Raw genomic sequence first — 19827 nt, 5'->3', positions numbered from 1 at the left:
GTTCGCACAAAAGACCCTTAACCCGACCAAAGTGAACCTCAGCGAGCCCTACCTTTTCCGCGGCAGCATCACTTTACCCGTCTTCACCCAGCAACTGACCTGCATCAATCCGGCCCAGTGATCCCAAAAGCTGGCTCAGGAAAGTCACGTCGTTGATGCCGTCTTCGGTCACCCGGCGGTCAAGTACCACCACACGCCCGTCGTCCAGCGTGTAGCTGGCGACGTTGCGCAGCCGATCGTTTGCATCGAAATCAATCGCCAGAACTTCGCGGCTCACTTCCTCGGGCGCATAGGGGCCGAAGTTGCGGAAGTGGCTGGCGGCATAGTAGATCGTGTTGTTCTGCAGACCGCGATCGGCAATCGGCGTGCCAAACAGCGCGATCACTTCATCCTTGCTGGATTGCCCGACCTGTAGCGTCTCGATCTCTTCTGTGGGTGGGATAAAACCGTGAAAACGGTCAATCGGGGTGCAGGCGGTTGTTGCGCCGACAAGGGCGACCATCCCCAACATACGCAGGGTATTTTGCCAATGGCCTGTCTTCACACTCATTCCTGCGCCCTCTTGCCTTGGCGCCGCGCGCCTTTTATCCCCGATACAGCACCCCCCGCCCCGGTTCAAGAATGGAAGCTGCTTTGCCTCAACTACCCAAATCACAGTTACGTTTGTCTGATCTTGCCACACGAAAGGCGACCACATTCGCGGTTGAGCCCACGGCCGATGAACGCAAGGCCGTTGCGGCGGAACTTGGGATCATTGGCATCAAGAAGCTGCGCTTTGTCGGCACGCTCGCACCGCAGGGCAAAACCGATTGGCAGTTGCAGGCCATCCTTGGGGCAACTGTGGTTCAGGCCTGCGTGGTCACCCTTGACCCGGTCACGACCCGGATCGATGAGCCGCTCAACCGTGCCTATATCGCAGAAGTAGAAGAACCAGATGCGTCAGAGGTTGAAATGACCGCGGATGAAAATCGCGAACCGCTGCCCGCCACGCTTGATCTGGCGCAGGTCATGATCGAGGCGCTGGCGCTTGCCCTGCCGCTTTATCCACGCGCCGCAAATGCCAATCTGGGTGAGGCAGTGTTCGCCGCCCCCGGTGTGGCCCCGATGCGTGATGAGGATGCAAAGCCCTTTGCAGGGCTGCAATCACTGCGCGAAAGCCTTGAAAAGAAAGGCGAATGACGGCGCGTTCAACGCAGGCGAAAAAGGGTTGCACATCAAGGGAATCGCAGTATGTTCGCGGCCTCTTTTACATCGTGTCTCGACAGGGCTGCCACAATGGCGTAGGACCCCGCCAGACACGAAAGAAATCTGGGCCACGGCCCTTTATATCATAGGGTTGAGACATGGCTGTCCAGCAGAACAAAGTATCCAAATCCCGCCGCAACAACCGGCGCGCACATGACGCACTGGTCGCGGCAAACCCCAACGAGTGTGACAACTGTGGTGAGCTGAAGCGCCCTCACCACATGTGCCCCTCCTGCGGGCATTATGCGACACGCGAAGTGATCGCAGACACTACCGAAATCGACCTCGACGACGACGCTGCTTAAGCACTGAAGGCCCTGTTGGCATGACAACACCCCAGACGGACACCGCTCCGATGCAGGGACATGCTGCCAGTCAAGTGCTTTCCGTTGACGCCATGGGCGGAGATCAGGGGCCTGCAACTGTTGTTGCGGGCCTTTCGAAGTTTCTGAGTGACAAACCTGACGCCCACGCGATTCTGCACGGCCCTCAGACAGAGCTTGCACCGCTTGTCGCCAAACAGGGCATCACTGATCGTGTGACGATTCACGACGCCGCCGAAGTCGTCAAAATGACCGACAAGCCCAGCCATGTGCTGCGCAACGGCAAGAAAACCTCAATGTGGTCCGCGATCGAGGCCGTCCGCGCCAATCAGGCAGCGGTTGCGGTCAGTTGCGGCAACACTGGCGGGCTGATGGCCATGTCAATGCTGCGCCTGCGCAAGGCCGAAGGTGTGAACCGCCCCGCCATTGCCTGCCTCTGGCCCTCGCGCAACCCCTCCGGCTTTAACGTAATGCTGGACGCGGGCGCTGACATCCGCGCCGATCAGGATGATTTGCTGACCTATGCGCTGATGGGTGCGTCTTACGCCCGCAACGGCCTTGATATCGCCCGTCCCCGCGTTGGCCTGCTGAATGTTGGCACAGAAGAACACAAAGGCCGCGCCGAATTGAAGGTCGCCCACGAAATGATCGCCGATGCGGCTGTCATTGGTGATTTTGAGTATGTCGGTTTTGTCGAAGGCGGCGATCTGCCTTCGGATATGGTGGATGTGATCGTGACCGACGGCTTTACCGGAAATGTCGCGCTGAAGACCGGCGAAGGCACCGCCACGCTGATCAGCGAATTTCTGCGCGGCGCCTTGCTCAAGAACCCTTGGTCCATGCTGGGTGCCCTGCTCGCCCGTGGATCATTGCGCAGTCTGCGCAAGCGGATTGATCCGCGTCGGGTCAATGGCGGTGTGTTCTTGGGGCTGAACCAAACCGTGATCAAAAGCCATGGATCGGCTGACGCCACAGGCGTGGCAGCGGCATTGCATTTGGCGTATCGCCTCGCGCAAAGCGGATTTTCCGATAAACTCGCCGCACGGGTTGCATCGGCCGCTTCGCTTGCCCAAGATGCGGGACAAGAAAGCGAGACAGCGGGTCTCAAAACAAAAACGGGCAAATAGGCATGATGCGTCGCGCAGTCGTCAAAGGGGTTGGTCATTACCTGCCCGAACGTGTAGTTCCAAACGCCGAATTCGAAAAAACGCTTGAAACGTCAGACGAGTGGATCAAAGCCCGCTCTGGCATTGAGCGTCGGCATTTCGCGGCACCGGGTCAGACAACATCGGACCTTGCCACCAACGCCGCCAAGGCGGCCCTTGCCATGGCAAGCATGGAAGGCGAAGACATCGATGCGATTGTCCTTGCGACCTCTACTGCTGACCTGACATTCCCTTCTGCGGCCACCATGGTGCAGCACAATATCGGCAACACCAGCGGCTATGCCTTTGATGTGCAAGCGGTTTGTGCTGGCTTCGTCTACGCCCTGTCCAATGCCAACGCACTGATCATGTCCGGTCAGGCTGACCGCGTGATGGTCATCGGTGCCGAGACATTCAGCCGGATCATGGATTGGACGGACCGGTCGACCTGCGTGCTTTTTGGGGATGGCGCGGGCGCGCTGATTCTCGAAGCCGAAGAAGGCGATGGTGATACCTCAGATCGGGGGATTCTTTCGACCGATCTGAACTCGGACGGGCGCTATAGGGACCTGCTTTATGTGGATGGCGGTGTCTCGACACAGAACACCGGCATGCTGCGTATGGAAGGCAAAGAGGTATTCCGTCACGCTGTCGAAAAGCTGGCGAAAACTGCCGATACCGCGCTGGAAAAGGTCGGGCTGGGCCCTGACGATGTGACATGGGTTGTGCCCCATCAGGCCAATATCCGCATCATCCAATCAACCGCGAAAAAGCTTGGGGTTGAGATGGAGCGCGTCATCGTGACCGTGCAAGATCACGGCAATACGTCGGCCGCATCGATTCCCTTGGCGCTCTCAACGGGGGTCGCAAACGGGCAGATCAAGCAAGGGGATCTTGTCGTGACCGAGGCAATCGGCGGTGGATTGGCCTGGGGGGCCGTGGTAATCCGCTGGTAATCGCTGGAAACGGATTGTTAACGTCATTGGCCAAGCCGTTGTTATTGACTCTGAATTTGGCTGGCGCATATGCTCTGCGCTAATTGTGAGGGGTTTTTTGATGACTGATAAGACTTTAACGCGGATGGACCTGGCAGATGCGGTTCATTCGCAAGTTGGGCTTTCCAGAAACGATAGTGCAGATCTGGTGGAAAGTGTGCTCAGTCATGTGTCTGACGCGCTGGTTGCTGGAGAGGCCGTAAAAGTTTCATCATTTGGCACCTTCTCGGTGCGCGAAAAGGCGGCCCGCGTGGGCCGTAACCCCAAAACCGGCGAGGAGGTCCCAATTCACCCCCGCCGCGTGCTGACGTTCCGCCCGTCGCACTTGATGAAAGAACGCGTGGCGGCGGGGAACAAACGCTAGGTCATGGCCAAAGCCAAAGACGCTTTTCGTACCATCAGTGAAGTCGCAGAGTGGTTGGACACCCCAACCCATGTGCTGCGCTTTTGGGAAAGCAAGTTCACCCAGATCAAACCCGTCAAAGGCGCTGGCGGCCGCCGCTACTATCGCCCTACCGACATGGATTTGTTGGGCGGAATCAAAAAGTTGCTGCACGAAGATGGTCTGACCATCAAAGGCACCCAAAAGCTGTTGCGCGAAAAAGGCGTCAAACATGTGGCGGGGCTTGGCCCTTCGATGACCGGTGACGCGGACCTGTCGCCCATCGAAATAGCCGTCAAAGCCAAGCCGCAACCCGCACCTGTCGTCCCCTCTCAGGCTGATCTTCCGCTGGACGGCCCACCGGTTGAGCCCAAGATCAAGATCGACCTGCCCCTGCCCCCCGCAGGCCTGCCCAATCTGCCTGCCCGTCTGATCGGCCGTGCGCCGATTGATCCCGCAGCCCTGCAAGACCGCGCTGCCCAGATCGCGCCGCTTCTGGCGCGCCTTGAAAACCTGCGCACCCGGATGCAGGAGGCCTAAATCAGTGCTTTTCGGGCTTGCCCTTGCGCGCATTTGGGGTATGAACGCGGCCAGTCGGGCTATGGCGCAGCCTGGTAGCGCGTCCGTCTGGGGGACGGAAGGTCGCAGGTTCGAGTCCTGCTAGCCCGACCAAACATAACCGCCCGTCAGTGCAACCGCACGACGGGCGTTTTTGTATCCCAAGGGGGGATGAGATGAACACAACAGGCGTCCTGGCCGACCACCAGATCCGCGAGATGATCGCAGAGGGGCGCATTGCGTCGGATCAGCCTGTCACCGACGGTCAGGTTCAACCCGCGTCACTTGACCTACGCCTTGGTGATGTGGCCTACCGCGTGCGTGCATCCTTCCTTGCCGGACGTCAGCGCACCGTCAAAGACCGCCTGGATGACTTCAAAATGCACGAGGTACCGCTAGAAGGCGGTGCAGTCCTTGAAAAGGGCTGCGTCTACGTCGCGCCCTTGATGGAACGGCTGTCCCTGCCCCAAGGCATGACCGCTGCTGCCAGTGCGAAATCCTCTATCGGGCGTCTTGACCTGCTGACCCGTATTATCACCGATCATGGCGTCGAATTCGACCGCGTGCCCGAAGGGTACGACGGCCCGCTTTATGTCGAGATTTGCCCACGCTCTTTCTCTGTTGTGGCGCAGCCCGGCCAGATGCTGAACCAGATCATCTTTCGCCAAGGCAAGACCCTGATGTCGGACGAGGAATTGGCCGCCCTGCACGCGCAAAACCCCATCGTGTCGGGCGATCCTGTGATCTCTGACGGATTGGGTTTCTCTGTCGATCTGCGCCCAGCCAAGGGCACCTTGGTTGGCTACCGGGCCAAGCCGCACACCGGCGTTGTCGATCTGTCCAAACTGGATCACTACGACCCGACCGAGTTTTGGGAAGAAGTGCATGCCAAGGACGGTTGGATCATCCTTGATCCGGGTGCCTTCTATATTTTGGTCAGTCGCGAAGCGATTGTGATCCCCCCCATGCAAGCCGCCGAAATGGCCCCCTATCTGGCGATGGTCGGTGAATTCCGGGTGCATTATGCGGGGTTCTTTGACCCCGGCTTTGGCTATGCCGAGGCAGGCGGCGCCGGATCACGCGGTGTGCTAGAGGTGCGCTGCCACGAAGCCCCCTTTGTGCTGGAGCACGGGCAAGTCGTGGGCCGTTTGGTATATGAACATATGGCGGCCATGCCAGCAGCGCTTTATGGGCGCGAGATCAAGTCGAATTATCAGGGGCAAGGGTTGAAGCTGTCCAAGCACTTTCGGGGGTGAATGGCTGGTTTGAGCCCAGAGTGGCGTCACTGATTTTCTACCAAAAGCACAATTACCAACCAAATCGGAAATACAATGAAGGCCGCCAAGCAAACTTTCTTTGAGCCTACATAGTACTCTGCGGATATCACTAGCAGCGAGCAGATTGCCCAAATGAGCGTTATGAAGAGCGGAAATTCAAAAGAGCCGAACACATTCAGAAAGCTAGCGATGGAGACCAAAACGCCTGTAAAAGCGACAGTCCGAACGCTATTTCTCCATATTGGGTGCTTTGGTTTTTCTTCGGTGCCGTAGATGGCAACAGCCACAAACGCCAAGATGAGTTCAAGTATTTCAGCCATATCACTTCTCGGTTCTGAGAAATTTGTCTGTAGCAACGTAGTTTGTGCGTGTGGCTGAATATTGGCGGAAACTAGCGACGGCAGCAAAGTCCTGCGCAGCTGGCAAACCCCTGCGCAAATGTGCCTCTACCGCAAAAACCGACGCGCGGCTCGCATCCCCTTTTGCGCCTTCTGCGCGGTCTGCTTGGCGGATTTCGCCTGCTCACGCTCTTGTGGTGTCATGTCCTCGGGCGCTTTGCCCTGACGTGCGGCCAGATCAATGCCTTTGTTGATCCCGCTGCGCATCAGCTTGCGCATCATCATCTGGATCAGTCTGTCAACGTTCATGCGATCCTCTCCTTGTTCTGCGACATGATGACAGAACACTATTCTTCAAACATCTCGCTTTGGTTTTCATCGTCGTCCTCTTCGGCATCGCCCAGAGCATTGGCCCCCGGCGGTGGGCGGCTTTCCAGCAGGCCGGCAGAACGCAATTCTTTCAGCCCCGGCAGGTCGCGGGCATTCTCTAGCCCGAAGTGATCAAGGAACCCCGATGTGACCACAAAGGTCACAGGCCGCCCCGGTGTCATCTTGCGACGGCCAAAGCGAATCCATTCCAGCTCGATCAACTGATCAATTGTACCACGGCTGACGCTGACGCCCCTGATTTCTTCAATCTCGGCGCGCGTCACCGGCTGGTGATAGGCCACGATGGCCAATGTTTCGATCGCCGCACGGGATAGTTTGCGGGTCTCGACGGTTTCCTTTTGCATCAGGAACCCCAGATCGCCCGCCGTGCGGATCGCCCAAGCATCACCCACCTTGACGATATTCACCCCGCGCCCTTCATAGCGCTTGCGCAGGTTTGCCAGCGCCTCTGCTGGGTCACAGCCGTGGGGCATGCGCCCGGTCAGTTCGGTGATCGACACCGGGTCAGCAGTGGCAAAAAGAATCGCCTCAACCATGCGTTCCTGCTCGCCCATGGGGGGTGCTTCGAACAGGCTGTCGTTGGCGGGTGTTTGCGGTTTACTCATCACCGGGGACTTTCTTGCGAATTTGGATGGGGGCGAAACTTTCACCCTGCCTGATTTCAATCTTGCCCTCTTTGGCCAGTTCCAGAGACGCGGCAAAGGTCGAGGCCGTCGTTGAACGGCGGCGTTGCGGGTCAGCGTCCCAGCCATCGGGCAGATAGGTGTGGATATCGGTCCAATCACCGGCAAAGCCGATCAGCCCGCGCATCCGTTCCAGCGCCTGCTCCATCGTCATGACGTGCTGACGGTCCATCACGAAGGGGCGGAAATCATCGCGGGTACGAATACGGGCATAACCCTGCATCAGATCCAGCAATGTGGCGGTGTAAGTCACCTTGCGCACGCGCTGCACGTCTTCGGTGATCCCACGGGCAAAGAAATCACGGCCCAGCTGGTCGCGCGCCATCAGTTTGGCTGCGGAATTGCGCATCGCCTCCAACCGTTCCAGTTGGAACGCCAGATGTGCGGCGAGTTCTTCGCCTGAAGGGCCTTCCTCGGATGGATCGGGCGGCAGCAACAGGCGGGATTTGAGAAACGCCAGCCATGCAGCCATCACCAGATAATCAGCCGCCAATTCCAGCCGCAAACGCTTGGCCTGTTCGACAAAGGCCAGATATTGTTCGGCCAGTGCCAGAATGGAAATTTGCCGCAGATCGACCTTCTGCGTGCGTGACAAGGTCAGCAACAGATCAAGCGGGCCTTCATAAGCCCCCACATCCACGATCAAAGCCTCAGCGGCCACGCGCGCGCTGACACTGGTCGTGTCTTCTTGGAATTCTTCGCCTTGCATCTGCCCTCAGCCTAGTAGCGCTTCAAACTCTGCTTCCAGACGCGGGATGTCAATATTTTCAGGGGGTTTTCGCATGGCAAGCGCACGTTTGCCGCGTTGCATGGCCACCGCTGACATATGACCGCCCGCATCAGCGACTTCCACCATCTCTCCGGCTTTCCCATTGCAATGCAGGATCAGGTCACATCCCGCCTTGCGGGCTGCGATGGCCCGTTCACCAACGGTGCCCGAAAGCGCCTCCATCGACAAATCATCCGTCATCAAAAGGCCATCGAAACCGATCTCTTCGCGGATCAGTTTCATCATTGTAGCGGATGTTGTGGCCGGGCCACTTGGGTCAATCTGGGAAAAGACGATATGCGCGGACATGCCCAAAGGCAGGTCGTTAAGCGCCTTGAACGTCGCAAAATCGCGGGCGGCGAGCGTGGCGTGCGAAGCATCTACGCGAGGCAGTTCAAGGTGACTGTCCAAAGAGCCCCGACCAAGCCCCGGAATATGTTTGAGCACAGGCAAGACGCCGCCCGCCAAATGCGCCTCGGCACAGACGCGGGCCGCGGCAATCACCGTATCAACATCGTAACCATAAAGACGGTTCTGCAAGACCGGATGCGTCGTCGCATCCGCGATATCACCAAGGGGCGCACAGTTCACATCGATCCCCACGTCGCGCAGCTCTGCCGCGATCAACCGGTTGCGGATCCATTGCGCGCGCAGCGGGTCACTGGCCTGCGCCATCTGATCAAGTGCGGGCAGGTATTCGCGCCAATGTGGGCTGCGCATGCGTTGCACCCGCCCGCCTTCCTGATCAATCAGGATTGGCGCATCACGCCCCACGGCCTCGCGCAGGGCCGCTGTCAAGCGGCGCAGTTGGTTGGGGTTGTCGATATTGCGGGCAAAAAGGATGAAACCAAAGGGCTGTGTTTCGGCAAAGAACCCTTTTTCCCATGCGGTGATTTCCGGCCCCTCGGAGCCAAAAATCGCAGCTGTCATAGGCACTTAGTTTACCACCACAGCGATGCAGTTGGCCCCTTCGGCTTGCAATGCAGCACATAGGCGGCGCGCATCGGCCCGATCGTCAAAGCCGCTAGCCCGCAGACGGTACCATGTGCCGCCGCTTTGATTGCTCACTTCAATGAAATGCGCGCGATCTGCGATCAACTGGCCAAAGCGGGACTGCAGACGCTCCCATTCTTGCGCGGCAAGGGTTGGGGATTGGAATGCGCCCAGTTGCACCAGATCGGTGCCGGTGGGGAAAGACGTGGTTGTGACGGCAACTTCGTTTGAAGGCGTTGCTGTCGTTGCAGGCACCTGAAAGCGCGCAGGCCGCACCGTTGGACGCGGGGATGCGGCCACACCGGGCACGGTTGCTGGAATAGCATCGGGGTTCACCGCAGCGGGTGTGCTTTCGGGCGTTGTGGCCGGAGCAATTGATGCAAGCTGTGCGGCCAATGCCGCGATCTCATCTGCCGGGACGGCATTTTCGACCACTGGGGCAGCTGCAGGCGTTGCAGCAACAGGTTGCGCCTCAAGATCTTCGGCAGCCAAACCAGCGGTACGCGGGGCCAGAACCAGCGTATCCTCAGGGGCACCTGCCTCGCCACTTGCGGCAACTTCGTTCACGGCCAATCCGGTGTGGGCTGCAACTGCGCCGCCGGGATTGTCGGGCAGCACGCGCATATCGCCTTCCATCGCGCGGACCACAGGGATGCCGCTGACGTCACGCACGATCAGCTTGTACCCCCAGAACCCAACGCCAAGGATCAGGGCCAGCGACATCGCAGCCCCTGCAAAATTCACTAAATTGGTAACACGCGGCACACCTGCCGCAGGGGCGAACCCCTGATCGTATACTGCCATCTTCGCCTCTCGCGCGCCCCTTTGCGGGGTCGTCGTTTGCTCAAACCGGCAGATCGTGCGTTAGCGCATCTCTTCCGCCGGAGTGACACCAAGAATACCCAAACCGTGCAAAATAACAATTGCTACGGCCCGGATCAGGGCAATTTTCGCCTGTGTGGTATCTGAGTCACCCTCTTGCACGAACCTTAACGCCTCATCCGCGTTGCCTTGGTGGTAAAGCGCGTGGAAATCCGAGGCCAGATCATAGAGGTAAAAGGCGATCCGGTGCGGCTCGTGCCCCTTGGCTGCGATTTCGACCAACCGGGGCCATTCAGCAAGCTTTTTGATCAGCGTCAATTCGGCGTCATGCGTCAGACCAGACAGGTCTACGCCCGCCAACGTTGCGTCAGACACATCAGTGAATGCCCCCGCCTTACCCACAGCAGAGTTCACCCGCGCATAGGCGTAGTTGACGTAGAACACCGGGTTGTCCTTGGACTGTTCCAGCACCTTGTCGAAATCAAAATCCAGCGGCGCGTCGTTCTTGCGCGTCAGCATGTGGAACCGGGTCACGTTGACCCCAACCTGATCGACCACATCGCGCAGGGTGACAAAGGTCCCTGCCCGCTTGGACATCTTGAACGGCACGCCGTTTTTATACAGCTTCACCAGTTGCGTCAGCTTTACATCCAGCGGCACTTTGCCATCTGACAGCGCTGAAACAGCGGCCTTCATCCGTTTGACATAACCACCATGATCGGCCCCGAAGACATCGATCAACTGATCAAAGCCGCGCTGCACCTTGTCGTAGTGATACGCGATATCGGGCGCGAAATAGGTCCATGACCCGTCCGATTTCTGCACAGGCCGGTCCACATCGTCGCCATGTTCGGTGGATTTGAACAGGGTCTGTTCGCGTGGTTCCCAATCTTCTGGCATCTTGCCTTTGGGTGGTTCCAGCACACCACGATAGATCAACCCTTTTTCGTCCAGCTCTGCGATGGATTTTTCAATCAAACCAGTGCCATAGAGCGACTTTTCGGAAAAGAAGTTATCCATGGTCACGCCAAGCTGGGCGAGGTCTTCGCGGATCAGATCCATCATCGCTTCGGTTGCGAATTCCCGGATGTCTTCCAGCCAGAACTGCTCGCCTTTGTCGACGAAAGCGTCGCCAACCTTGTCCTTCAGCGCCTTGCCCACCGGGATCAGGTAATCGCCGGGATAGGTGCCATCCTCAAATGCGACCTCTTGCCCGTGCGCCTCCAGGTACCGCAGATACACTGACCGGGCGAGCACATCGACCTGCGCGCCGCCATCATTGATGTAGTATTCTTTGGTCACGTCAAAGCCAGAATAGTCCAGCAACCGCGCCAGCGCGTCGCCAAATACAGCACCACGCGTGTGGCCGACGTGCAGCGGGCCCGTGGGGTTAGCCGAGACATATTCGACCATCATCTTTTGGCCCTGCCCCAGCGTGGATTGCCCATAGGTCGGGTCTGTCAGCGCGGCCTTGACCACACCTTGCCACACCTGCGGCACCAGCCGCATGTTCAGGAAACCGGGACCTGCAACCTCTGCCACCGCAACCTGCGGATCGGCCAGCAGCTTGGCCGCCAGCGCCTCTGCAATCACCCGTGGGTTCATTTTTGCAGGCTTCGCCAGCACCATCGCGGCGTTGGTTGCCATATCACCGTGGGCTGCATCGCGCGGTGGTTCGACCGACACAGCAGCGGTGGCAAGGCCGTCGGGCAGCGTGCCTTCAGCGACCAATTGGTCAAGGCAGTTCAGCACCAAGGCGCGAATATCGGCAAAAAGGTTCATCGGATCGGTCCAGATTAAGTGTTCTGGCGGTTTACCACCCTACATGGGCAGGGCAACAGAAAAACCTATTTCGCTGGCGCTTGCCCGTCTGTCGCACCCTCTGGCGGGCACAAAGCGATCAGACGCACGTCAGGCGCGGGGTTCACGTCTTCATCCTTGCGGATCAGTTTGATCGTCCCATTGGGTGCAATCCTTGCGACCAGATGTGCCTCGGGGTGTTCCGCGCGCCAATCCTCAGCCGAGAATTCCTCGCTCAGCCGTGTCGTGCGGAAGGCCCAGCCCTCGCGGATCAATCGTTCTAATCCGTCGTGGGTCATTTCAGGCCCAAACCAACGCCCGCCCAAGGTGCGCGGCAGTTGATGGCGCGCGCTATCGCCCTTTTCGCGCATCACCTGAAAGACGTTGTCGCGTCCGAATTCCGGGGCCAGATCAGTTGCCACCAGCGTATTATAGGCGTCATTGTCAGTCGCGGCGACGATGGTCGCATAGCTGACCAGTTCCACCCGCTGCTCTGCCGCCTCGGACAGGATATCGCCGGAGAATGTGCTGATCCCTGCCGTGCGTGCCGCCCGCAAGTGGCCAAAGTTCGGATCAGTCATCAGCACCGGGATTTCCGCCTTTTGCAGCGCTTCGGCAAAGGCGGTCGTCCAGTTTGACCCACCTATGATCACAACACCCGGCGTGTCCGCGCCGGTCAGCCCCAGCCAACGGGCAAAGGGTTTGAGCGTGAAACCGTGCAGCACTACGGTAAAGGACACCAAGACAAAGGCGAGCGGCGCAATCAGGCCCGCATCCGCAAACCCAAGGTTCAACAGTCGGTCACCGAACAGACCTGCCACTGCCACTAAGACCACGCCGCGTGGCCCGGTGAATGCCACCAGTATTTGTTCGCGCCACGGCACGCCGGAGCCAAGCAATGACACCAGCACCGTCAGGGGGCGTGCAACAAAAATCACCAACGCCACAAATAGCAGCGCGCGCCAGTCGAGGCCCCAAAGCGCGTCAACATCCAAGCCCGCTGCCAGCAAGATAAATACACCTGAAACCAACAAAACGGTCGCATGTTCCTTGAACCTGCGCAGTTCCTCGTAACTGGGAAGGTTCGCATTTGCGATCACGATGCCCATGATCGTCACGGCAAGCAGTCCGCTTTCATGCAGCACCATGTCAGAGACGGCAAAGACCGCGACTAGCAAAGCAAAAAGCACCGGCACTTTCATGTATTCGGGCACTGCGCCGCGTTTGAAAGCACGCGCCAGACCCCAACCTGCGGCCACGCCAAGGAGTGTGGCCACTACGATCCCAATCAGCAGTTCCACCATTGCAGCACTGAATGTTGTGGCGGTGTTCAGTACCAGAACGACCGAAAACGCAAGGACAGCCGCCAACGCGCCAATGGGATCGTTTACGATCGCCTCCCATTGCAGCAAGGCCGCCGGGCGTTTGGACAGGCGTGCAGTGCGCAGCAATGGGGCGATCACGGTTGGCCCGGTCACAATCATAATGCCACCAAAGACGGCCGCGCTTTCCCAGCTCAGACCAGCGCCATAGCGCAAGGCCAGCGCCGAGGTCAGCCAGCCCAGCGGCGCGCCGATAAACACCAGCCGTTTCACGCCTTTGGCCGCGTCCTGTAACGAATGAAAGTTCAGCGTCAGCCCGCCTTCAAACAGGATAATCGCCACCGCAATTGAGATGATCGGCGCCATCAACGGCCCGATGTCGCGCGCGGGGTCGAACACACCAAAGACCGGCCCCACCAGCACCCCCGCCACCAGCATCAGCACAATCGCGGGCATCCGCAGCCGCCAGGCCAGCCATTGCGACCCCACACCCAGCGCGCCCACCAATGCGATTGCCATCGCGGGCTGCATCGCTCCTGCTGCGGTTTCAACTGCCATCGATCACTCCTGCTGGTATCTTTTCGCCACCAATCAGACGCTTATGTTCCTGAATGGCAAAACGGTCGGTCATCCCAGCAATATAGTCCGCCACAATACGTGCCAAGGCCACCGCGTCCGTGGCATCGGCCACGTCCTTGCGCCATTGCTTGGGCAACTCATTGGTGTTGTTCATGAAAAACGGGAACAGATCGTTGATCATCTGGGTGACAACAACCCGCATTTCGACAACCGCAGGCGCGCGATACATCCGTTCAAACAGGAATTTTCGGATGACTTTCAGATCGGTCCAAAGTTCTGGCGAAAACTGCACCATCATGCGGCCCGCGTGCCGGATGTCATGCACAGATGCCGGGGCCAGCTCCGTCAGGTTGCGGCGGCTGACGGTAATCACATCTTCGACAAGGATGCCAAAGAAGCGGCGCAGCGCCTCATGCCTGCGGCGGTAATAGTTCAGGTCTGGGTATTTGGCATCCACACGGGCAAAGCAATCCTGCAGGATTGGCATTTCGGCCAGTTCATCGGTGCTGAACAATTCGGCGCGCAGCCCGTCGTGCAGATCGTGGTTATTGTAGGCGATGTCATCGGCCAGTGCTGCCGCCTGCGCTTCGGCACTGGCATGGGTGTGCAGTTCCAGATCGTGGCGGGCATTGTATGCCGCAAGCGCCCAAGGGATATGTCCCGTCACTGGGCCATTATGCTTGGCGATGCCTTCAAGACTTTCCCATGTCAGGTTTAGCCCATCCCATTCGGCATAGTGCCGTTCCAGATTGGTCACAATATGCAGCGCTTGCGCGTTGTGATCAAAGCCCCCGTAGGGTTGCATCAACGCATCCAGCGCCTCTTCACCGGTATGCCCAAACGGTGTATGCCCCAGATCGTGGGCCAAGGCGACAGCCTCGGTCAGTTCCACATTCAGGTCCAAAGCAGCGGCCACAGTGCGGGCCACCTGTGCGACCTCAATCGAATGGGTCAGCCGGGTGCGGAAATAATCGCCTTCATGTTCAATGAACACTTGGGTCTTATGCTTGAGCCGCCGAAAGGCGCTTGCATGGATGATCCTGTCCCTGTCGCGCTGAAAGGGCGAACGGAAGGTACTTTCTTCTTCCGCGTAAAGCCGCCCGCGCGGGTTCGCGGGGTCGGTCGCATATGGCGCTGCCATTGTTATCTTGCCTGTCTTGTCGTGTTTGCCTGACACACCTATATTGGAACAGTAACAGAACCGATAGGTCTAGCCGATGTTCACCGTCCCCCCCAAAGTGACCCCGCGCGCGTTTGAGCGTCTGGCCGAGATCGGCGCATCCGCCCAAGGCAAAGCCCTGCGGGTCGCGGTCGAAGGCGGCGGCTGTTCGGGGTTTCAGTATGAAATTGATCTGGATGAGGCCAAAGACGACGATCTGGTCCTGTCGGAACACGGCGAGACGGTCGTGATTGATTCCGTGTCCCTGCCCTTTCTTGCAGATGCGGTGATTGACTTCGCCGAAGAACTGATCGGCGCACGCTTTGTGATCAACAACCCAAATGCCACGTCATCCTGCGGCTGCGGGACGTCTTTCTCGATGTAGGCAGGCTGGGCTGTTGTAGACTGCAATGGCTGCATAGAGCCCGATCTGCCCAATGTGCAACGCACGAAGGTCCGGAAATGTAGTTGAGGCCAAAAGTGCCCGACAACAGCTCGGGTTGTTGGTGATGAAAATATGACCCCCTCCACTTGTTCCAAAAAAAGGGGTTGTCGATCGGCATAGAGAGTTTACTCAGTGCGCACACCGGACCCAATTGCTACGGCAATCTGGCTCCAGATGATCAACAGTTAAGTTCTGTATTTAGTTTCGAAGACGACAAGGTATCCAACTAGTGCCAACTTTTAGCATCAACGACGGCGATTCCACTACATTCACAGATACGACACCAGGTGGTGGCTTTGTCATCGACTTCATCACGCTGGACAACAGCCTCAGTGTTCAAATCAATGGTGTTGACCTGTTTGTCGGCGGGCCTGCCGGAGCACCAAATGAACTGGAGTTCCAAGCGCCTGCAACCGCTGGCCAAACCGTCCGATTTTCTGATGGTGATATGTATGAGGCCGATACACCAGCCATTTGGCAACTTGAAAACACGAACGGTGGTTCGGTTTTCCGTTTGGAGGTTGACCCAGACGGTACTGTCACACTCTCTGGCGCCAAAACAGATAATGGGCCACTCGAACCGCTTGAGCTTTTTAACGGACTATCTGTAAATACAGCAGCGATTGATGCGGCTTGGAACGAGAGTGGTCCAAATACGATCGTCGTGGATCAAATTGTGACTGGACCCACAAACGCAAGTGGCGATTTTACGGACGTACCTTGCTTTGCTTCGGGAACAATGATCGAAACTTTGCAAGGACCAGTACGCGTAGAGGACCTGCAAATTGAAGATCAGGTGCACACCTACGACCATGGCTATAAACCAATACGCTGGATTGGTTCCTGCGATTTAAGTCAGAGCCAGCTACAGGCTAACCCTAAACTCAAACCCATAGTAATACGCGCAGACGCATTGGGAGCCGGATATCCTAAGCAGGATTTGATTGTATCGCCACAGCACCGTGTTCTTGTGTCGTCTGTGATTGCTATGCGGATGTTTGATTCCAGAGATGTTCTGATTCCTGCGAACAAGCTTCTTTCATTGAGCGGCGTTGAAATATCAGAAGACAGCCCTGATGGTGTTGAATATTGGCATATCCTGTTTGATGACCACGAGGTCATTTGGTCGAATGGTGCTTCAACAGAAAGCCTGCATTTAGGGCCAGAAGCGCTGAAGGCCGTCTCCCTTGATGCACGTGTAGAAATACAATCACTATTTCCAGAGATATGCAGCGCAGACTTCAAGCCGGTTTCTGCTCGCCATATACCGGAAAAAGGCAGGATGATGAAACAGCTGGTTCAGCGACATCAGGCGAACAACAAACCGTTGTTTTGCTCAATGTGAAAAGTGAACTGCGGGCGTTGGTTGGTGCAAAAACATCCTGTTTCTCAGTTCACCTTCCGGAACCAGTCCTTGGCGCTTGCACAGTGAAAAGGTGCTTTGTCCGTACGCCCAACATGCGGACAAGCTGATTTGAAAATCGCCCTCTCACACAATATGTCTTATCGTTCCTCCCAGAAAAGCGCAGTCAATGCCCCCTAAACCGGCCGATCACCCTTTACGGTGACACGCCGCCCTTTACGCACTTCCGGCCAATAATCCCAGATCGCGCGATGCATGAAGCAGCGGTTGGCATGCTGATCGAGCCGTGATGCCGCCGTCGGAGCGGATCATAGGCAATCTCCCTTGGGCAATGCCTTACCCTAGCAGATTGCACGCGTCCGCGTGAGGGAAAGGTTGCGTTTTGGTCGGCCCTTGGCCACAACCAAAGCCAAGCACAAGAAGGGCCGGCCCATGAAAATCGCGACATTCAACATCAACGGCATCAAGGCCCGGATCGGCGCGCTGACGGATTGGCTGGATGAGGCGCAGCCCGATGTTGCCATCCTGCAAGAGATCAAATCAGTTGATGAGAATTTCCCCCGCGAGGTGTTGGAGGACAAAGGCTATAACGTCGAAACCCATGGCCAGAAGGGGTTTAATGGGGTTGCCCTGCTGTCCAAGCTGCCATTGGAAGACGTCACACGCGGATTGCCCGGCGCGACAGGGGCCGGGCGTGAGGGCGTGGATGACATCGAGGCCCGCTATATTGAAGCAACGGTTGTGGGCGAAAAAGCAATTCGCATCTGCGGTCTTTACCTGCCCAACGGTAACCCCGCACCGGGGCCAAAATACGACTATAAGCTGCGCTGGATGGAACGCCTGCACGCCCGCGCATCCGAGTTGATGGCGGCAGAAGAAACAGCGCTAATTGCTGGGGACTACAACATCATCCCCCAGCCCGAAGACGCCGCCCGCCCCGAAGTCTGGACCGATGACGCGCTCTTCCGCCTCGAAAGCCGCGATGCGTTCCGGCGTATCCAGAACCTTGGTCTTACAGAAGCCTTCCGCGCGTGTCAGGCCGGTGCAGGCCATTATTCGTTCTGGGATTATCAGGCTGGCGCTTGGGACAAGAACGACGGCATCCGCATCGACCACTTCCTTCTCACCCCGCAATGCGCCGATCTATTGAACGATTGCTGGATCGAAAAGGACGTGCGCGGGCGGGAGAAACCCTCTGACCACGTCCCCGTCTGGGTTGACCTGGCGGCCTGAACCCCTGATATTCAAAGCCACTCAAGCAAGCGGCAACAATGATCGGGGAGCATCTTCATGCTCAACAAATTGCTATTGGTGACAGCGCTTTTGGTTTTCCTGCCCGCAGCAGTCACGGCGCAATGCCGCATCGCCGTGGCAGGCACCGCTTGTGTTGCCGTCCCCAAACCGCTGGTGCCGGAACCCGACCCGGTCGCGATTGGGCAGACGCTTGAGCGCGGTAAATACTCTATGCTGATGAACGCACGCTATTATGGCCTGCCCACGGTCAGTGAGGGCTGGGTCTATATGCGGATTGAGGAAGAGATCTATCGTGTCGATTGGCGCAGCCATGAGGTGCTGGAAAAGGTGACGCATCTGGCAAGCCGGAATTGGTAGCAGCGCAGGGACTGGCAATTGTCAGCACAGCGGGACGAACCAGGCCTTGAAACTACATCATTCAACGGCTGCAATGCTAATTTGCCCCCGCAACCTGGATCCGCTTAGAAAAAAGTCCGATATAGCGCGCGTGCAAGGTGTTTAAAATCACCTGTATTCGCACTCAAATAGCAGCTTCGGCGCGCATGCTTTGGTGAGCGCATCACCCAAGATTTCTGGGTGACAACCATTCCGTCCAATTGCATATACGGGTTTCCACCTCATCCAGCAATCTACCATAAGTTGTTGTTACACCAAAATCAAAAAACCACAGGACTCTCAGAATGACTGATGCAACGGCATCGGCACCCACGGCGTCGAAAATGACCGATGGTGCCTTCTATCGCCTCGTATGGAAATGGCGTTTTTTTGCCTCGCTTTATGTGCTTCCCTTTATGGCCATGCTCGCCATCACTGGCGGGATTTATCTTTATAAACCGCAAATTGAAGAAGTGCTCTACGCGGACCGGCTTAACGTCGCTGTTGGCGCTGAACGACAACCCTACGAGGCGCAGCTTGCCGCCCTTGCCGACACCGCCGAGGTGACCCGTATTCGCGGCATCGAGATTGAAGATCAGCCGGGGCGCGCAACCCTTGTCACTTAAGACGACGCCAACAAGATCCGAAGCTATGCTTGGATTGATCCCTACACTGCTGAAGTCCTCGCCACCCAACCGCGTGATGAAACCGCGATGCGGGTTCTGCGCAAATTCCACGGAGAACTATTGTTGGGCGATGTGGGCACCAAATTCGTCGAACTTGCCGCGCATTGGGCGATCGTGATGTTTATTACCGGGCTTTATCTGTGGTGGCCGCGCGGGCAGCGGACGGTAAAACAGGCTTTTACACCGCCCAGCGGCAAAGGCCGCAGCTTCTGGCGGCAAACACACCTGTTCACCGGCATTTTGGCGGCCGTTCTTGTTGTCCCAATTATCGTGGCGGGCCTGCCATGGACGGACGTGTGGGGCGGTGGGTTGAGTCTGGTGCAAGAACAGACCGGCACCAAATCCAATAGCTTGCGGTTTGGCGGCGATGTACCCAATTCCACCGCGTCGGAAGGCGTGCCGATCCCTTACGCAGAGGTCTTTGCCGTGGCAAAGGCCGAAGGGCTTGTTGCCCCATATGAGACCCGGCCACCAAAGGACGCCGATGCCGCTTATTGGATCCGATCAGCCAGTGTAAACCGGGCGGAGCAGACCGAACTGATTGTAGATCAATACTCCGGTGATGTGCTCAAGCGGCAGGATTTTGCAGATAACCCCGGATTGGCGCGGTTGGTGTCACAAGGCATCTCGTTTCACCAAGGTGAGCTTTACGGCTGGCTGAACCTCGCCCAAAACACATTGGCGGTTATCTTAACGTTGGTCTTGTCTGTGTCGGGTTTCGTGGCCTGGTGGATGCGGCGCCCAGCCGGATCATTGGGCGTCCCTGCAGCCCCTGGGGCCTCGCTTGGTACTGGCATGATCGTCTTGGTCATCGGGCTTTGCATCCTGTTCCCGCTGGTCGGTGTGTCACTGATCGTGGCGCTGCTACTTGATTGGGCTCTGTTCAAGCGTTTGGGATGGTTCCAAAGCCACCCCACGACGTAA

The 19827-nt window shown here is 57.6% G+C and carries 21 protein-coding genes, 1 tRNA gene and 1 pseudogene; 13 read left to right on the top strand and 10 right to left on the bottom strand.

Translation table 11 applies throughout. The annotated features are described in order from the left end of the window. Positions 1–73: 73 nt before the first annotated feature. Positions 74–550 carry an outer membrane protein assembly factor BamE gene (locus tag DHN10_RS14305; protein ID WP_108816013.1) on the bottom strand — a complete coding sequence of 159 codons (477 nt, stop codon included), beginning with the start codon at positions 548–550 and terminating at the stop codon, positions 74–76. A gap of 113 nt (positions 551–663) precedes the next feature. Here DHN10_RS14305 and DHN10_RS14300 point away from each other — a divergent pair, with 113 nt between their 5' ends. The 8 genes from DHN10_RS14300 to DHN10_RS14265 all read left to right on the top strand — a co-directional run bounded on the left by DHN10_RS14300 (position 664) and on the right by DHN10_RS14265 (position 5904). Continuing rightward, positions 664–1179, top strand: a complete 516-nt coding sequence (locus tag DHN10_RS14300) for a YceD family protein (RefSeq protein WP_234417142.1) — start codon at positions 664–666, stop codon at positions 1177–1179. Positions 1180–1343: 164 nt separating this feature from the next. Further along, the gene (gene rpmF / locus DHN10_RS14295; RefSeq protein WP_108816011.1) at positions 1344–1550 is read left to right on the top strand and encodes a 50S ribosomal protein L32; all 207 of its coding nucleotides are present in this window, start codon (positions 1344–1346) and stop codon (positions 1548–1550) included. A gap of 20 nt (positions 1551–1570) precedes the next feature. Then, on the top strand, positions 1571–2695 hold the full coding sequence (gene plsX / locus DHN10_RS14290) for a phosphate acyltransferase PlsX (RefSeq protein ID WP_108816010.1): 1125 nt from the start codon (positions 1571–1573) through the stop codon (positions 2693–2695). A 2-nt stretch (positions 2696–2697) separates the two neighbouring features. Continuing rightward, positions 2698–3669 (top strand): beta-ketoacyl-ACP synthase III, encoded by a 972-nt coding sequence (locus DHN10_RS14285; RefSeq protein ID WP_108816009.1) that lies wholly within the window; start codon positions 2698–2700, stop codon positions 3667–3669. Positions 3670–3769: 100 nt separating this feature from the next. Further along, positions 3770–4072 carry an integration host factor subunit alpha gene (ihfA, locus tag DHN10_RS14280; protein ID WP_108816008.1) on the top strand — a complete coding sequence of 101 codons (303 nt, stop codon included), beginning with the start codon at positions 3770–3772 and terminating at the stop codon, positions 4070–4072. 3 nt (positions 4073–4075) lie between these two features. Next, positions 4076–4630, top strand: a complete 555-nt coding sequence (locus tag DHN10_RS14275) for a MerR family transcriptional regulator (protein ID WP_108816007.1) — start codon at positions 4076–4078, stop codon at positions 4628–4630. Positions 4631–4685: 55 nt separating this feature from the next. Further along, positions 4686–4762: transfer RNA gene (locus tag DHN10_RS14270), tRNA-Pro, on the top strand. 62 nt (positions 4763–4824) lie between these two features. Beyond that, positions 4825–5904 carry a 2'-deoxycytidine 5'-triphosphate deaminase gene (locus DHN10_RS14265; RefSeq protein ID WP_108816006.1) on the top strand — a complete coding sequence of 360 codons (1080 nt, stop codon included), beginning with the start codon at positions 4825–4827 and terminating at the stop codon, positions 5902–5904. A gap of 26 nt (positions 5905–5930) precedes the next feature. On the opposite strand, the gene DHN10_RS14260 is transcribed toward DHN10_RS14265, so the two are convergent. The 9 genes from DHN10_RS14260 to DHN10_RS14220 all read right to left on the bottom strand — a co-directional run bounded on the left by DHN10_RS14260 (position 5931) and on the right by DHN10_RS14220 (position 14762). Then, positions 5931–6245: a hypothetical protein gene (locus tag DHN10_RS14260; RefSeq protein WP_108816005.1), complete on the bottom strand. Its 315-nt coding sequence runs from the start codon at positions 6243–6245 to the stop codon at positions 5931–5933. A 126-nt stretch (positions 6246–6371) separates the two neighbouring features. Next, positions 6372–6572 (bottom strand): hypothetical protein, encoded by a 201-nt coding sequence (locus tag DHN10_RS14255; protein WP_159087007.1) that lies wholly within the window; start codon positions 6570–6572, stop codon positions 6372–6374. A 38-nt stretch (positions 6573–6610) separates the two neighbouring features. After that, complete coding sequence (gene scpB, locus DHN10_RS14250; protein ID WP_108816003.1) at positions 6611–7258, bottom strand: SMC-Scp complex subunit ScpB; 648 nt, start codon at positions 7256–7258, stop codon at positions 6611–6613. Then, positions 7251–8045, bottom strand: a complete 795-nt coding sequence (locus DHN10_RS14245) for a segregation and condensation protein A (protein ID WP_108816002.1) — start codon at positions 8043–8045, stop codon at positions 7251–7253. The genes scpB and DHN10_RS14245 overlap by 8 nt, the downstream gene beginning before the upstream one ends. A gap of 6 nt (positions 8046–8051) precedes the next feature. Next, entirely contained in the window at positions 8052–9035 is a 984-nt protein-coding gene (locus DHN10_RS14240; RefSeq protein ID WP_108816001.1) for a glycoside hydrolase family 3 N-terminal domain-containing protein, read from the bottom strand. Between the two features lie 6 nt (positions 9036–9041). Next, entirely contained in the window at positions 9042–9902 is an 861-nt protein-coding gene (locus tag DHN10_RS14235) for an SPOR domain-containing protein (protein WP_108816000.1), read from the bottom strand. Between the two features lie 60 nt (positions 9903–9962). After that, the gene (gene argS, locus DHN10_RS14230; RefSeq protein ID WP_108815999.1) at positions 9963–11702 is read right to left on the bottom strand and encodes an arginine--tRNA ligase; all 1740 of its coding nucleotides are present in this window, start codon (positions 11700–11702) and stop codon (positions 9963–9965) included. Positions 11703–11767: 65 nt separating this feature from the next. After that, entirely contained in the window at positions 11768–13600 is a 1833-nt protein-coding gene (locus DHN10_RS14225) for a cation:proton antiporter (protein ID WP_108815998.1), read from the bottom strand. Further along, positions 13590–14762: a deoxyguanosinetriphosphate triphosphohydrolase gene (locus DHN10_RS14220; RefSeq protein WP_108815997.1), complete on the bottom strand. Its 1173-nt coding sequence runs from the start codon at positions 14760–14762 to the stop codon at positions 13590–13592. Before DHN10_RS14220 ends, DHN10_RS14225 begins: the two co-directional genes overlap by 11 nt. Before the next feature lie 76 nt (positions 14763–14838). Here DHN10_RS14220 and DHN10_RS14215 point away from each other — a divergent pair, with 76 nt between their 5' ends. The 5 genes and pseudogenes from DHN10_RS14215 to DHN10_RS14185 all read left to right on the top strand — a co-directional run bounded on the left by DHN10_RS14215 (position 14839) and on the right by DHN10_RS14185 (position 19827). Then, positions 14839–15165 (top strand): HesB/IscA family protein, encoded by a 327-nt coding sequence (locus DHN10_RS14215; protein WP_108815996.1) that lies wholly within the window; start codon positions 14839–14841, stop codon positions 15163–15165. 289 nt (positions 15166–15454) lie between these two features. Next, positions 15455–16570 (top strand): Hint domain-containing protein, encoded by a 1116-nt coding sequence (locus DHN10_RS14210; protein WP_234417141.1) that lies wholly within the window; start codon positions 15455–15457, stop codon positions 16568–16570. A 450-nt stretch (positions 16571–17020) separates the two neighbouring features. Further along, positions 17021–17821 (top strand): exodeoxyribonuclease III, encoded by an 801-nt coding sequence (gene xth / locus DHN10_RS14200; RefSeq protein WP_108816083.1) that lies wholly within the window; start codon positions 17021–17023, stop codon positions 17819–17821. A 57-nt stretch (positions 17822–17878) separates the two neighbouring features. Continuing rightward, positions 17879–18199: a hypothetical protein gene (locus DHN10_RS14195; RefSeq protein WP_108815995.1), complete on the top strand. Its 321-nt coding sequence runs from the start codon at positions 17879–17881 to the stop codon at positions 18197–18199. A 323-nt stretch (positions 18200–18522) separates the two neighbouring features. Further along, positions 18523–19827: pseudogene (locus DHN10_RS14185) on the top strand (PepSY-associated TM helix domain-containing protein).

Source organism: Loktanella sp. Alg231-35 (assembly GCF_900143545.1).
Taxonomy (GTDB): Bacteria; Pseudomonadota; Alphaproteobacteria; order Rhodobacterales; family Rhodobacteraceae; genus Yoonia.
Note: the sequence above shows the minus strand (reverse complement) of the source record. Positions and strands in the feature narration are given on the sequence as shown.